This is a genomic window from Nocardioides sp. NPDC023903 (assembly GCF_040639295.1).
Lineage (GTDB): Bacteria > Actinomycetota > Actinomycetes > Propionibacteriales > Nocardioidaceae > Nocardioides.
Genome location: NZ_JBEZZS010000010.1, coordinates 19,703 through 33,222, shown reverse-complemented (window position 1 = coordinate 33,222; position 13,520 = coordinate 19,703). Strand labels below are relative to the sequence as shown.

Below are 13,520 nucleotides of genomic sequence, written 5' to 3'. Positions count from 1 at the left end.
GCGGCAGAATCCCGCCATGGCGGGATTCTGCTTTCGTTTCCTGGATAGCCCGGCGCGCTATCGCACACCCGGGTCGTCGGCGCGGCCATCGCACAGCCCGTCGCCGGGACAGGCTGGCCTGGCGCACTTTCCCGCCATGGCGGGGAAATGCCGCGGCCCTGCGCGGACACGCCGCGCAGATTCCCGCCATGGCGGGAACCTGCGCCGTCGCGCGGACGACTAGCTCAGCAGCGCATCCGGGATCTGCCCGTGGCGTACGCGCTGGGGGTGGTTGCCGACGTCCAGGTAGGCGAGCTCCTTGCCGGTGCGGAAGTCGATCACAGCGACCGCGTCGGCGTCGGACAGCGACGCCCAGCAGGTGTTGCCGAGGCCTTCGGTGGTCCAGTAGGGCTTGCCGTAGTAGTGGCCGGTGGTCTCCTCGTCGAGGATGGTGTGCTCGCCGCTCGAGCGATCGACCATCGCGACGTAGTCGTCCATCGTGCCCGCCGCACACAGCGTCTCGCCCTTGGAGTCGATCGAGAGACCGTGGTGGGCGGAGTCGTTGACGTAGAGCTCGCGCGGAAGCTGGGTGCGCTTGGGGAGCTGGATGACTCGGGTGACGGCGCCGGTGCGGGGCTCCTCGACGGAGCCGGTCGAGTAGCCGACCTTCCCGTCGATATCGGCCGCCTGGGTGTCGAACTCGACCAGGCCGTGCAGGAACGACATCTGGAAGTAGATGAACCGCTCGCCGGGGGCGACCGCCATGGGACGTACGGCTGAGGAGATCGAGGGGTAGCCGGCCTCCTCCAGCTCCTTCCCCATCTCCCAGCGCCGGGAGACGTCGAAGCTGGACTCGTCGACGATCTCGAACCAGCGGTCGCCCTTGATCGCGTCGTGGATCGGGCCGATCTTGATCGGCGGAACCAGGTCGGTGCCGGGGATGGTGCCGAGGCCGAGCTGGTCGAGGTTGATCAGCGGCAGCGAGTCGAGGGAGATCTCCTTCTGGTCGCCGGGCAGGTAGACGCGGCCGATGGAGGCGTGGAAGATGCGCGAGCCGTCCTCGGAGTAGTTGTTCTCGTGGGGCGTCTCGCCCGACTCGAACGTACGCAGCCGCTCACCCGTCCGCGGGTCGCCCGCACCACCCATCCAGTACTCGTGCACCGAGCGCGAGGTCGAGTCCGAGACCAGCAGCTTGGTGCCGTCGGGGGAGAGGCCCATGTGGTCGGTGCGGTGGCCGTCCATCTGCTGCTCGACCACGACGGAGTCCGGCGAGCCCGCGAGCGCCTTCTCGATGTCGATCCAGACCACGTCGGCGAGGCTGGGGCGCGAGACCGCCAGCAGCTTGCCGTCCCGGGTGGTGAACATGTCGTCCACGAGCTGGTCGTTGCCTTCGCCGGGGCCGTAGCGGACGAGGTAGTACATCGCCAGCCGCTCGGGATCCTGGTGGATCGCGGCGATCTCCTCGTCCTTGTCCGGCACCAGGTCGATGTCCTTGCGCAGCACCTCGAAGCTGCGAGCATCGACGATCGAAGCCGTCCCGTCCCAGTTGTTGCCCACGACCATCACGTCCCGAAGCTCTTGAGTCGCGCTCGCGCTCATTGCTGGAGCGGCCGCGGTGAGTGAGAAGACGAAGAGCATGGCGACGATGACTGTTGCCGCACGACGCATCGTGGGACCTCCTGGGGGATTCGGTTATCTGAGACACAACGTCCCGGGGTGTGGGGAGGTTACGGGCGTGGCGTCCGGACCGGGTCGTTCCGTGGAGCGGCACCCAGACGGCGTACCGGCGCGTCTCTTCTTTCGCTGCCGTCGCAAACGTTGCCTCCGGCTTCGCCGGCCGCTTCGCGGTCCTGGACTCCGGACCGGACCGACAAACGATCTGGCTGGCTATCGGGGCGGCGGCGGGGTGTGGTGCGGAGAGATTGTTGCGCTTCGGGTTGGGGTTGATTGGGGCATGAGGGTGGCCCCTTCGGTCCACTTACCATCCACAGATGCGAGGTCGTTCGCTCACCACGAAACCGCATCCTGGTCGACGTCGTAGGTCTCGATTACCCGTCTGGCCCTGCTTGTGAAGCGTTCACAAGGTGTCATCGTCTTGTAAAAGCACGGGAGAGGGCCTCCTCCGCCTGGAGTCGCCGGCTAGAGATCCCAAGCCCGTACGCAACCAAAGGAATCCGCACCCAACCCCGAAAGGGTCGGCGGCCCCAGCCAACGAACAGGGCCAGCCTCAGAACCCGAGACTGGCGTTCTCCAACTGGGTGATCCGCTCCGCCGGACCATCGAAGGACAAGCCCCGCACCTCATGGCGCCCGAAGCAGAAGAGCATCAGCTCGCCGACCGGGCCGGTGATGGTGACGGGCTCCTCGCCGGCGCGGAGGGTGGCGGTGTCGGTGCCGTTGCTGATCACGAGCGGGGTGCCGGCGGAGCGGACCAGGCCCTTGCCGAGCAGCTTCAGGGTGCGCCAGAGGTCTCGCTCGGCAGGGGCGGGGAGCGTACGCGGCTCCCATCCTGGCTGGGCGCGGCGGAGGTCCTCGTGGTGGACGAAGAACTCCACGGTGTTGACCGCCTTCTCGATCGGTCCGATCGCGAACGGGGTGCCCTTGGGGTCGCGGAGGCGGGCGGCGAGAGCTTCGAGCGGCTGGGCTGCGTACGCAGCCTCCGCCATCCTCAGCACGGGCGCGAGCGGTGGCAGGAACATGCCCGGCGCGGCCCACGGGCGGCGTTCGCGTACCAGCAGATGCACCAGCAGGTCCTTGACCTCCCAGCCTTCGCAGAGCGTGGGGGCCGTCGGCCCGAGGGAGACGGCGGTGTCGCACAGGGCGATGCGCTCGGAGCGCGCGAAGGAGGCCACGGCCTGCACCTTATCGAGCCATCCCAGCACCGGGCGGTCTCAAAAAAATTCGTCGCAGGAACGGTGCTGACCTAGGCTTTACCTCGAGATGAGCGACGAGGATCAAATACCCCAGCGGGCCACGACGACCGACGGGTTCAAGGTTCTTGGAGTCGCCATCCGGCGCGAGTGGGCGGTCTTCACCCTCTCGACCCTCGGCTCCGCGCTCTTCGGCGCGCTGACCGTGGCCGACGCCTGGGTGCTGGGCTGGTCCACCGACCACGTCCTGGTGCCGGCGCTGCGCGACGGCGAGATCGGCGCCGGCTGGCTGTGGGCCGTAATCGGCCTCTTCGTCGGTGTGGCGATCCTGCGGGCGGTCGGGGTGGTGGCGCGGCGGCTGGGCGCCGGGGTGATGCAGTACCGCATGCAGGCGCATTCGCGCCGCGCGGTCACCCGCCAATACCTCGCGCTCCCGCTCGCCTGGCACCACCGGCACCCGACCGGCCAGCTGCTCTCGAACGCCAACTCCGACGTCGAGGCTTCCTGGGCGCCGATCGCGCCGCTGCCGATGGCCGTCGGGACGCTCGCGATGATGGTGATCGCGATCGGGCAGATGTTCTGGACCGACGTCGTGCTGGCCTCGGTCGCGATCCTCGTGTTTCCAGCGGTCGTCGTCGCCAACCTGGTCTTCCAGCGCTTCTCCTCACCACTGATGACCCGCGCCCAGCAGCTGCGCGCGGAGCTCTCCGGGATCGCCCACGAGTCCTTCGACGGCGCCCTCGTCGTCAAGACACTCGGCCGCGAGGCGGAGGAGACCACCCGCTTCCAGGACAAGGCCCAGGAGCTGCGCGACGTCAACATCCACGCCGGCCGGCTCCGCGCTGCCTTCGACCCGATCCTGGCCGCGCTGCCAAACATCGGCGTCCTCGCCGTCCTGGCCGTCGGCGTCGGCCGCGTCTCCAGTGGTGCCGCCGCGCCCGGTGACGTCGTCCAGATCGGCTTCCTGCTCACCATCGTCGCCTTCCCGATCCGCTCCTTCGGATGGCTGCTCGGGGAGTTCCCGCGCAGCGTGGTCGGCTACCGGCGGGTCCAGCAGGTGCTGAACGCGACCGGACGCCTGGCCTACGGCACCGCGAAGACCAGCCGCGAGCCGACCGGTGCCCGCGTCCGGGTCGACGGCATCTCCTACGCGTACGCCGATGGCCCGACGCTCCTCGACGGTGTCGACTTCGAGGTCGAGCCGGGGCGTACGGTCGCGATCGTCGGCGAGACGGCTGCCGGCAAGAGCACCCTGACCATGCTGCTCGCGCGGTTGGTCGACCCGGAGGCTGGCCGGATCACCCTCGACGGCACCGATCTGCGCGACCTGGACGCGGGGGAGTGGGCCCGGGTGGCGGCGCTGGTGCCGCAGACGGCCTTCGTCTTCGACGACTCCGTACGCGGCAACGTCACTCTCGGTGCTGACCTCACCGACGACGAGGTCTGGTCCGCGCTCAAGGCGGCCCAGGCCGACGGCTTCGTCACCGCGCTGCCCAAGGGCCTCGACACCACCCTCGGCGAACGCGGCGCGAGCCTCTCCGGTGGGCAGCGCCAGCGTCTCGCCCTGGCCCGAGCGCTCGTACGCCGCCCACGACTCCTGATCCTCGACGACGCGACCTCGGCGGTCGACCCCGAGGTCGAGCAGCGCATCCTCGCCGCACTGCGTGACGGTGCCGGCGACACCAGCCTCGTCGTGGTCGCCTACCGCAAGGCCACCATCGCGCTCGCCGACGAGGTCGTGCACCTCGAGGACGGTCGCATCCGCGACCGCGGCACCCACACCGAGCTGCTCGCCCGCGACGAGTCCTACGCCCGCCTGGTGAACGCCTACGAGACCCCGGAGACCGTCCAGTGACCGCCACCCTCGAGCCCGAGACCCGGGTCGGCAGCGGCGAGGAGCTCGGCGCGATCGAGACCATCCGCCGGGGCATCAAGCACTCCCCGGAGCTGGTCGAGGGCATCCGTGGCACCTTCGCGCTGGCCGTGCTGGCGAGCGTCGGCCAGGTCGTCGTGCCTGTCGTCGTCCAGCAGACCCTCGACAACGGCCTGAGCGGTCCCGACGGCCCCGACCTCGGGTACGTCCTGCGCGCCGGCCTCATCGCGGTGGTCGCCATCGCCGTCACCGGCTGGGCGTCGTTCAAGATGACCAGCCGGCTCTTCACCGCCGCCGAGCGGGGCCTGGCGACGCTGCGTACGAAAGCCTTCCGTCACGTCCACGACCTGCCGATGCTCACCCAGTCGACCGAACACCGCGGGGCGCTGGTCTCGCGGGTGACCAGCGACGTCGACCAGGTCAGCCAGTTCATCGTCTTCGGCGGCCTGCTCTTCATCGTCAGCATCGGGCAGATGCTGATCGCCACCGTCGTGATGGTGATCTACTCCTGGCAGCTCGCGATCCTGGTGTGGCTCTGCTTCGGCCCGCTCTTCCTGAGCCTGCGGTTCTTCCAGCGCAAGCTGTCCGCGGCCTACACGCTCTCCCGCCGCCAGGTCGCCAAGATGCTCTCCGCGGTCTCCGAGCCGGTCGTCGGCGCAGCCGTCGTGAAGGCGTACGCGGTCGAGGACCGCACCCAGGAGCGCATCGATCGCGAGATCGACGCCACCAGCGCCGCCCAGATCAAGGCGCAGGCCTACACCTCGGTCTTCTTCAGCCTCGGCGGTCTCTCCGGCGGTCTCGCCAACGCCGGTGTGATCGTCGGCGGCGTCCTGCTGGCGCTCGGCTACCGGGGCAGCGGCGGGGAGCTGAGCGTCGGCGAGATCCTGGCCTTCGCGTTCCTGGTGACGCTGTTCGTGGGCCCGGTCCAGATGGGTACGCAGATCCTCACCGACGCGCAGAACGCGATCGCCTCCTGGCGGCGCACGATCGGGATCCTGGACACGCCCGCCGACCTGGTCGACCCGGGCGCGGCCGGTGCGGTCCTGCCCCGCGGACCGCTCTCTATCGAGTTCGACGCGGTCACCTTCGCATACCCCGGTGGTCGTCCGGTCCTCCACGACATCTCCTTCGACATCGCGCCCGGCCGCCGCGTCGCCGTGGTCGGCGAGACCGGCTCGGGGAAGTCGACGATCGCGAAGCTGCTCACCCGGGTGATGGACGTGACCGACGGCCGGGTGCGTCTTGACGGCGTCGACGTACGCGAGATCGGCAACGCCTCGCTGCGCACCAGCGTCGTGCTCGTCCCGCAGGAGGGCTTCCTCTTCGACTCGACGCTTGCCGACAACGTCCGTTACGGGCGGCTGGACGCGACCGACGGGGAGATCGAGGAGGCCGCCCGGGTGCTCGGCCTGGGGGACTGGCTGGCCGGTCTCCCCGACGGCGTCCGCACCAACGTCGGGCAGCGCGGCGAGTCGCTCTCGGCCGGCGAACGGCAGCTCGTGGCACTCCTGCGGGCCCAGCTCGCCGATCCCGACCTGCTCGTCCTCGACGAGGCCACCTCTGCGGTCGACCCGCGTCTGGAGATGCGGATCAACCGGGCCCTGGAGCGCCTGATGAGCGGCCGCACGGCGGTCACCATCGCCCACCGGCTCTCCACCGCCGAGGCGGCCGACGAGGTGATCGTGGTCGACGCCGGACACCTCGCCCAGCGTGGCCCGCACAGCGAGCTGGTGGCGCAGGCAGGCTCGACGTACGCCCGCCTGCACGCCTCCTGGGTTGCCCAGCAGGGCAGCTGATCAGGCCGCCAGCACGGTGAACGGAGCCCAGGGAAGGTTGCGGAAGACCGTGAAGGCGACGGTCAGCGCCAGCCAGGCGTAGAGCGCGGTGCGTGAGCGGGCCCATCCGGGAGCGGGAGGGCCGCCGACGCGGCCGCGGAGCCAGAAGAACCAGAGCAGCGCGAGCAGCGGCACGCCGAGCAGGAACATCAGCGCGTTGTGGCCGATCGCGCCGGCGACGTCACCCGACAGGAGCGACATCGTGCCGCGCGTCATCCCGCAGCCGGGGCAGTCGATGCCGGTCAGAGCGTGGATCGGGCACGGCGGAACGTAGGCGACGAGCCCGGGAGATGTGGCGAAGACGGCCGCGAGGCCCGCCCCGCCGGCCACGACGGCCAGTGGGACGAGCCCCGCGCGCACCCGTGAGGGTGTGGTCACATGGTCCCCGACTGGGCGGCCATGCCGACGCCGAGGACGACCGAGGCGATGATGTAGAGGACGATCACGACGACGCCGGTGATGGCGCCGATGATGCCCCACTTCTTGGCGCCCTCGGCGTCACCCTGGACGGCCTTGACGATCGAGACGATGCCGAAGGGCAGGCAGCAGAAGAGCGTGACCAGGATGCCGATCACGAGGGCGCTGGTGTCGGTCTGCTTCGCCGGGGCCGGCTGCGGGGTGGGGTTAGCCATGGTGCGGTGTTCTCCAGTTTGAATAGTCGACTCGAAGAGTCGGCTGACAGGGCCTTACCGAGACCGGCCCCGATGACCGGGAGAGTCTGGCAGCACGGGGCTTCAAGGGCGCCCGATAAGGGCCGCGACATGCCGGTTGTGTCCGTACTGTTGCCCGGCGGGATACTGGAGCTGTGACTACTGGACCTTCGAGCGGCGTACTCCCCTCCGATATCGCCGACCGCCTCAAGCGCAACCCCGACGGGCTGGTGCCCGCCGTGGCTCAGCAGCATGACACCGGCGAGGTGCTGATGCTCGGCTACATGGACGACGAGGCCCTCGCGCGCACGCTCGCGACGGGCCGGGCGACCTACTGGTCCCGCAGCCGGCAGGAGTACTGGGTCAAGGGGGAGACCTCCGGCCACCGGCAGTACGTCAAGGAGGTGCGCCTGGACTGCGACGGCGACACGATCCTGCTCAAGGTCGACCAGGAGGGCCCGGCCTGCCACACCGGCGACCACACCTGCTTCGACGCCGGCCTGATCTCGTGAAGGCCGCTTTCGGTCCCACCATCACCGCCGGCCTCGCCGGCGCGGCCCTGGCCGCGTGGGCGGGCTCCAACGAGTGGGTGAAGGTGACGGCCCCGGCGCAGATGCCGGCCGACCTCAACGACTCCCCGGCCACCACCGGCCTGGCCCTGGTCGCCCTCGCGGCCTGGGGCGTGGTCCTGGTCACCCGAGGTCTCGTACGCCGCCTGGTCGCCGCCCTCGCCGGCCTGGCCGGGATCGGCGTGATCGTCACCTTCTTCGGCCATGCCGGGATCGACGCGCTCGGCCGGGCGATCGACTCCGAAGTCGTCTGGGGTGAGACCGAGCACACCACCACCCCCTGGCCCTACCTCGCGCTCATCGGCGCGGTCGTGACCGTCGCAGCGGCCGTCGCCGCCGTACGTCTGGCTCCTTCATGGCCCGAGATGGGCCGCAGGTACGACGCCCCGGCCGCAGCGTCGCCGGAGCAGAAACCGCTGGAGGAGCAGTCCACGATCGACGTCTGGAAGTCGTTGGACGAGGGTCGGGACCCGACATCCGGGGATCAATGAATACACTGCAGCCAAGCAAAGTGAACTCGTAGAGGAGCATCGCATGTCCGCCAGCCACGGCAACACCCCGGCAGCCTGGATCGCAGTCGCGGTCGGCCTCCTCGGCTTCCTCATCGGCAGCGTCGCCATGATGCTCGACCCGATCAGCTGGTTCGTCTTCTGGGTCGGCGTGGCCGTCACCGTCGCGGGTGGCCTGCTCTTCATCGTGCTCGCCAAGCTCGGCTTCAACGTCGAGTCACACTGAGCCTGTGAGACAGCGAGGCCCCCGGCGGATTCGCCGGGGGCCTCGCTGATTTCAAGAGCCGAGCTCAGACGGACTGAGCTCAGTACGTGGTGGTGCTGCCGCTGAAGTCGAGCGCACCGGACAGGTTCAGGATGACGCCGATGACGAACAGAACGATGGCGACGATGCCGAGGATGAAGCCGGCGGTGGCCATGCCACGCCCGCCCTGCGCGCCGCCGGAGGCGTCGATCTCGTTCTGGGCCATCTTGCCGAGGATGATCGCCGGGATACCGGTGAAGATTCCGCAGCAGATACAGCCAAGGATGCCGAGGACAAGTGCCCAGATCGCCTTCTTGTTGTTGCCCGCAGGCTGACCGGGCTGCCCGGGTGCCGGCGAACCGTACGGGGGCGGCGGCGGAGGAGTTCCGTAGCTCATGTGTGTCTGACCTCCAAAGTCAGGCGAGTTGGGTAGAGATGGAAGAAACTTAACGTTTCCCGCCCGCACTGTGGCGCCAAATCGGGCGTGTCACGGTTCGGGTGAGAGGCTTTGCACGTGGGTCATACCCGGAAACGAGAGGTTTAAACATGTCGGTGCTCGAAAAGATCATCGACGGCGTACGTCTGGACCTGGCGCAGCGCCAGGCGACGGTGTCCGAGGCGGATCTGCGGGCCCGGCTGGCCGACGTCGACGCGCCTCGCGACCCGATGCCGCACTTCCGTGCGGCGGGCAGCAGCGTGATCGCCGAGGTGAAGCGGAAGAGCCCCTCCAAGGGCGCCCTGGCCGACATCCCGGACCCGGCCGAGCTGGCCCAGAAGTACGCCGCCGGCGGTGCCGCCGCGATCTCGGTGCTCACCGAGGAACGCCGCTTCGGCGGGTCCCTCGCCGACCTGCGCGCGGTCCGCGCGGCCGTCGACACCCCGATCCTGCGCAAGGACTTCATCGTCGAGCCCTACCAGCTGCTGGAGGCCAGGGCAGCCGGAGCCGACCTGGCGCTGCTGATCGTGGCCGCGCTGGACGACGACACGCTGCGCAGCCTCTACGACCAGGCCCGTGAGCTGGGGCTGACCGTGCTGGTCGAGACCCACGACGAGGCTGAGGTCGCCCGCGCGGTCGACCTCGGCGCCGAGCTGATCGGCGTCAACGCCCGCAACCTGAAGACCCTGGAGATCGACCAGGACGTCTTCGGACGACTCGCGCCGCTCATCCCCGAGGACCGGGTGAAGGTCGCCGAGTCGGGCATCTTCACCGCCACCGACGTCAAGCGCCACGTCTCCGAAGGGGCCCGCGCGGTCCTGGTCGGCGAGGCGCTGGTCAAGCATGGCGACCCGCAAGGCACGGTCGCCGAGTTCACCGGAATCCAAGGCTAGGACCAGCCATGACAACTCACATCCACGAAACGACGAGCTACGACGCCGACGAGTTCGGCTGGTTCGGTGGCGAGGCCGAGGGATTCGGCGGCCGTTTCATGCCCGAGGCGCTGATGAAGGCGCTCATCGAGCTCGACGACGCCTGGCAGAAGGCGAAGGCCGACCCGGAGTTCGTGGCCGAGTTCGACGCGATCCTGCGTGACTACGCCAACCTGCCGAGCCCGCTCTACCACGCGACCCGGCTCTCCGAGCAGCTCGGCGTACGCGTCCTCCTCAAGCGCGAGGACCTCAACCACACCGGCGCCCACAAGATCCGCAACGTGCTCGGCCAGGCGCTGCTGACCAAGCGAATGGGCAAGACCCGCGTCATCGCCGAGACCGGCGCCGGCCAGCACGGGGTCGCCTCCGCGACCGCAGCCGCCTACTTCGGTCTCGACTGCACCGTCTACATGGGCAAGGTCGACACCGACCGCCAGGCGCTCAACGTGGCTCGGATGCGGCTGCTCGGCGCCGAGGTCGTCCCGGTGCCCTCCGGCAGCGGCACCCTCAAGGACGCGATCAACGAGGCGCTGCGCGACTGGGTCGCCAGCGTCGACCACACCGCCTACCTGTTCGGCACCGCCGCCGGGCCGCACCCGTTCCCGACGCTGGTCAGGGACATCGTGCGCGGCATCGGCGACGAGGCCCGGGCACAGTCCCTCGAGCAGTTCGGGGGCCTCCCGAACGCCGTCCTCGCCGCGGTCGGCGGTGGCTCCAACGCCATCGGCATCTTCACCGCGTTCCTGGACGACAAGGACGTCGAGATCCACGGCTTCGAGGCCGGGGGAGACGGCTTCGAGACCGGCCGCCACGCCGCCACCATCCAGGCCAACGACCCGGGCGTGCTCCACGGCGCTCGCACCTACGTGCTCCAGGACGAGGACGGCCAGACCATCGAGTCCCACTCGATCTCCGCAGGTCTCGACTACCCCGGGGTCGGCCCGCAGCACGCCTGGCTGGCCAAGTCCGGCCGCGCCTCTTACACCTCGATCACCGACAAGGAGGCGATGGACGCCTTCGCGCTGCTGTCGCGCTCGGAGGGCATCATCCCGGCGATCGAGTCGGCCCACGCGATCGCCGGCGCCATCAAGATCGCGCCGGAGATCAAGGAGCGTCACGGCGAGGGCGCCACGATCCTGATCAACCTGTCCGGTCGCGGCGACAAGGACATGGGCACGGCCATCGAATACTTCGGACTGGGAGACGCAAAGTGAGTACGTCGGAAGCGTTCGCGAAGGCGAAGGCGGAGAACCGCGCCGCCCTGGTCGGCTACCTCCCGGCGGGCTTCCCCACGGTCGACGGCTCGATCGAGGCGCTGACGACGATGGTCGAGGCCGGCTGCGACATCATCGAGATCGGCCTGCCCTACTCCGACCCGGTCATGGACGGCCCCACCATCCAGGACGCGGTACAGCAGGCGCTCGACGGCGGCGTACGTGTCGACGACGTGTTCCGCGCCGTCGAGGCCGTGGCCGCGACCGGGGTGCCGACCCTGGTGATGACCAGCTGGAACCCGATCGAGCGCCGTGGCGTGGACCGGTTCGCCCAGCAGCTGCAGGATGCTGGCGGCGCGGGCCTGATCACGCCCGACATCACCCCCGACTTCGCGCCGGAGTGGATCGAGGCCGCCGACGCCCGCAACCTCGACAAGGTCTTCCTGGTCGCGCCGAGCAGCACCGACGAGCGGATCGCGATGACCACGGCCCAGTGCCGCGGCTTCGTCTACGCCACCGCCGTCATGGGGGTCACCGGCGCCCGCGCCAAGACCTCCGACCTGGCCGCCCCGCTGGTCGCCCGCACCAAGAAGACCACCGACCTGCCCGTCGGCGTCGGCCTCGGGGTCAGCAACGGTGCCCAGGCGGCCGAGATGGCTGCGTACGCCGACGGGGTCATCGTCGGCTCCGCCTTCGTGCGTACGCTGCTGGACAACCGCTCCGACGAGCAGGCGGCGCTCAAGGCGCTGGCGAGCCTGACCGAGGACCTGGCCGCGGGAGTCCGCGCGCGTTGAGGTTCCTCGCTCTTCCTGTCCTGCTCGTCCTCATCGGAGTGCTCAGCGGCTGTGGCGCCGCCGGGACCGGCCAGAAGCCGGCCTCGGCGATGACCGGCCAGGAGCACACTCCCTACCAGCTCTCCGACACCGCGCTGACCGACACCGACGGCGAGCCGTTCTCGCTGGCCACCGATGCCGACAAGCCGCTGACGCTGGTCTTCTACGGCTACACCCAGTGCCCCGACGAGTGCCCGCTGGTGATGTCGAGCCTGACCGCGGCGCTGACCCGCCTCGACGACGCCGACCGCAAGAAGGTGGAGGTGATCTTCGTGACCACCGACCCGGCGCGCGACACGACGAAGGTGCTCGAGAAGTATCTGGACCGCTACGACGAGGACTTCATCGGCCTCACCGGTGACCTGAAGGACATCGTCACCCTGGCCGAGTCGATGCGGCTCTACATAGGGGAGGCCGACCGGCTACCCAGTGGGGGCTACGATCTCGGGGTCCACGACACCCACGTCTCCGCCGTCTCCCAGGGACAGGCCAGCGTGGTGTGGTCGATGAACACCTCTCCCAAGCAGTTCGCCGACGACATCCACCGCCTTCTCACTCAGAAGTAGCCAAGAAGGGCCCCGCATGATCCTCCCGATGTCCATCCCCAGCCCCGCCGAAGGCGTGCTCTGGCTCGGGCCGGTCCCGTTGCGCGGCTACGCCTTCGCGATCATCCTCGGCATCATCGTCGCCGTCTGGGTCTCCGAGCGGCGCTGGCAGGCGCGCGGCGGCCGCGCCGGCGACATCCAGGACATCGCGCTGTGGGCGGTGCCGTTCGGCCTGGTTGGCGGCCGGATCTACCACGTCATGACCGACTGGCAGCTCTACTTCGGCGACGGTGCCAACCCGATCGAGGCGCTCTACATCTGGCGCGGCGGGCTCGGCGTGTGGGGCGCGATCGCGCTCGGCGCCGTGGGCGCGATCATCGGCGCGAAGCAGAAGGGGATCAAGATCGTCCCGCTGCTGGACACGATCGCCCCGACCTGCCTGCTCGCGATGGGCATCGGCCGATGGGGCAACTGGTTCAACCAGGAGCTCTTCGGCAGGCCCACCGACCTGCCCTGGGGCCTGGAGATCGACCCGTCGTTCTACCCCGACGGTCCCAGCCAGTTCCCGGTCGGCACCACGTTCCACCCGACGTTCCTCTACGAGTTCTGCTGGGACATCCTCGCCTTCTTCGTGATCGTCTACCTGCAGAAGAAGCTGCGCCTCGGTGGCGGCCGCGTGGTCGCTCTCTACGTGATGGCCTACTGCCTCGGTCGCGGCATGATCGAGACCCTGCGCATCGACAACGTGCAGCTGGTCAACGTGCTCGGCCTGCGCTGGAGCGAGTGGATGTCGATCATCCTGTTCGTGCTCGCGGCCGCGTGGTGGGCGTACGCCACCTTCACCGGCCGGGGTACCCTCGAGGAGGAGGTCTACAGCGATCCTGCCAAGGCCCCGGCGAACGACATCGACAACGACACCGAGAACGAACCCGCCGTAGACACTGACGGCGACGCTGCCGACAACGGGACCGACGACGAGGAATCCTCGACAAAGGCCTGATCAGGCGCAGATATTAGGCGCAACGTAGCGCC

15 protein-coding genes are annotated in these 13,520 nt (G+C 69.3%); 10 read left to right on the top strand and 5 right to left on the bottom strand.

Annotation, left to right across the window (positions count from 1 at the left end; translation table 11 throughout):
- Window positions 1–219: 219 nt before the first annotated feature.
- Together AB0F44_RS12940 and AB0F44_RS12935 are read right to left on the bottom strand one after the other, a co-directional pair.
- Complete coding sequence (locus AB0F44_RS12940; RefSeq protein ID WP_357355944.1) at window positions 220–1,647, bottom strand: serine/threonine protein kinase; 1,428 nt, start codon at window positions 1,645–1,647, stop codon at window positions 220–222.
- A gap of 559 nt (window positions 1,648–2,206) precedes the next feature.
- Complete coding sequence (locus AB0F44_RS12935; protein WP_357355942.1) at window positions 2,207–2,830, bottom strand: TIGR03085 family metal-binding protein; 624 nt, start codon at window positions 2,828–2,830, stop codon at window positions 2,207–2,209.
- An 88-nt stretch (window positions 2,831–2,918) separates the two neighbouring features.
- On the opposite strand from AB0F44_RS12935, the gene AB0F44_RS12930 reads away from it, so the two are divergent.
- Window positions 2,919–4,703, top strand: a complete 1,785-nt coding sequence (locus tag AB0F44_RS12930) for an ABC transporter ATP-binding protein (RefSeq protein ID WP_357355940.1) — start codon at window positions 2,919–2,921, stop codon at window positions 4,701–4,703.
- Window positions 4,700–6,517 (top strand): ABC transporter ATP-binding protein, encoded by a 1,818-nt coding sequence (locus AB0F44_RS12925; protein ID WP_357355938.1) that lies wholly within the window; start codon window positions 4,700–4,702, stop codon window positions 6,515–6,517. Before AB0F44_RS12930 ends, AB0F44_RS12925 begins: the two co-directional genes overlap by 4 nt.
- Here the strand turns inward: AB0F44_RS12925 and AB0F44_RS12920 are convergent, their stop codons facing one another.
- Both AB0F44_RS12920 and AB0F44_RS12915 read right to left on the bottom strand, forming a co-directional pair.
- Entirely contained in the window at window positions 6,518–6,934 is a 417-nt protein-coding gene (locus AB0F44_RS12920) for a DUF2752 domain-containing protein (protein WP_357355936.1), read from the bottom strand.
- Window positions 6,931–7,188, bottom strand: coding sequence for a CD225/dispanin family protein (locus tag AB0F44_RS12915; RefSeq protein WP_350661348.1), 258 nt, complete (start codon window positions 7,186–7,188; stop codon window positions 6,931–6,933). The genes AB0F44_RS12920 and AB0F44_RS12915 overlap by 4 nt, the downstream gene beginning before the upstream one ends.
- A 173-nt stretch (window positions 7,189–7,361) precedes the next feature.
- Between AB0F44_RS12915 and hisI the strand changes: the two genes are divergently transcribed.
- From hisI to AB0F44_RS12900, 3 genes are read left to right on the top strand one after another with little or no spacing between them, the layout of a single operon-like run.
- Complete coding sequence (gene hisI / locus AB0F44_RS12910) at window positions 7,362–7,718, top strand: phosphoribosyl-AMP cyclohydrolase (RefSeq protein ID WP_357355934.1); 357 nt, start codon at window positions 7,362–7,364, stop codon at window positions 7,716–7,718.
- Complete coding sequence (locus tag AB0F44_RS12905) at window positions 7,715–8,266, top strand: Trp biosynthesis-associated membrane protein (protein WP_357355932.1); 552 nt, start codon at window positions 7,715–7,717, stop codon at window positions 8,264–8,266. The genes hisI and AB0F44_RS12905 overlap by 4 nt, the downstream gene beginning before the upstream one ends.
- A 43-nt stretch (window positions 8,267–8,309) precedes the next feature.
- Window positions 8,310–8,510, top strand: coding sequence for an HGxxPAAW family protein (locus tag AB0F44_RS12900; protein WP_350661342.1), 201 nt, complete (start codon window positions 8,310–8,312; stop codon window positions 8,508–8,510).
- A 79-nt stretch (window positions 8,511–8,589) separates the two neighbouring features.
- Here AB0F44_RS12900 and AB0F44_RS12895 read toward each other — a convergent pair whose 3' ends face one another.
- On the bottom strand, window positions 8,590–8,925 hold the full coding sequence (locus AB0F44_RS12895) for a DUF4190 domain-containing protein (RefSeq protein WP_350661340.1): 336 nt from the start codon (window positions 8,923–8,925) through the stop codon (window positions 8,590–8,592).
- A gap of 149 nt (window positions 8,926–9,074) precedes the next feature.
- Here AB0F44_RS12895 and trpC point away from each other — a divergent pair, with 149 nt between their 5' ends.
- Genes trpC through lgt form a run of 5 tightly spaced genes read left to right on the top strand, consistent with a single transcriptional unit; the run spans window position 9,075 to window position 13,488 of the window.
- Window positions 9,075–9,857, top strand: coding sequence for an indole-3-glycerol phosphate synthase TrpC (gene trpC / locus AB0F44_RS12890; RefSeq protein ID WP_357355929.1), 783 nt, complete (start codon window positions 9,075–9,077; stop codon window positions 9,855–9,857).
- An 8-nt stretch (window positions 9,858–9,865) separates the two neighbouring features.
- A complete protein-coding gene (gene trpB / locus AB0F44_RS12885) occupies window positions 9,866–11,110 on the top strand; it encodes a tryptophan synthase subunit beta (RefSeq protein WP_357355927.1) in 1,245 nt (414 codons plus the stop codon).
- Window positions 11,107–11,904, top strand: coding sequence for a tryptophan synthase subunit alpha (gene trpA, locus AB0F44_RS12880; protein WP_357355926.1), 798 nt, complete (start codon window positions 11,107–11,109; stop codon window positions 11,902–11,904). The genes trpB and trpA overlap by 4 nt, the downstream gene beginning before the upstream one ends.
- On the top strand, window positions 11,901–12,509 hold the full coding sequence (locus tag AB0F44_RS12875; RefSeq protein ID WP_357355924.1) for an SCO family protein: 609 nt from the start codon (window positions 11,901–11,903) through the stop codon (window positions 12,507–12,509). The genes trpA and AB0F44_RS12875 overlap by 4 nt, the downstream gene beginning before the upstream one ends.
- A gap of 28 nt (window positions 12,510–12,537) precedes the next feature.
- Window positions 12,538–13,488 (top strand): prolipoprotein diacylglyceryl transferase, encoded by a 951-nt coding sequence (gene lgt, locus AB0F44_RS12870; protein WP_357355922.1) that lies wholly within the window; start codon window positions 12,538–12,540, stop codon window positions 13,486–13,488.
- The last annotated feature ends 32 nt before the right edge of the window (window positions 13,489–13,520 follow it).

What these genes read in the sequence shown, in the direction of transcription:
- lgt (WP_357355922.1), top strand. Translation starts at nt 12,538, where the DNA reads ATGTCCATCCCCAGCCCCGCCGAAGGCGTGCTCTGGCTCGGGCCGGTC.
- AB0F44_RS12895 (WP_350661340.1), bottom strand. Translation starts at nt 8,925, where the DNA reads ATGAGCTACGGAACTCCTCCGCCGCCGCCCCCGTACGGTTCGCCGGCA.
- trpC (WP_357355929.1), top strand. Translation starts at nt 9,075, where the DNA reads ATGTCGGTGCTCGAAAAGATCATCGACGGCGTACGTCTGGACCTGGCG.
- trpB (WP_357355927.1), top strand. Translation starts at nt 9,866, where the DNA reads ATGACAACTCACATCCACGAAACGACGAGCTACGACGCCGACGAGTTC.
- AB0F44_RS12940 (WP_357355944.1), bottom strand. Translation starts at nt 1,647, where the DNA reads ATGCGTCGTGCGGCAACAGTCATCGTCGCCATGCTCTTCGTCTTCTCA.
- AB0F44_RS12930 (WP_357355940.1), top strand. Translation starts at nt 2,919, where the DNA reads ATGAGCGACGAGGATCAAATACCCCAGCGGGCCACGACGACCGACGGG.
- AB0F44_RS12900 (WP_350661342.1), top strand. Translation starts at nt 8,310, where the DNA reads ATGTCCGCCAGCCACGGCAACACCCCGGCAGCCTGGATCGCAGTCGCG.
- AB0F44_RS12915 (WP_350661348.1), bottom strand. Translation starts at nt 7,188, where the DNA reads ATGGCTAACCCCACCCCGCAGCCGGCCCCGGCGAAGCAGACCGACACC.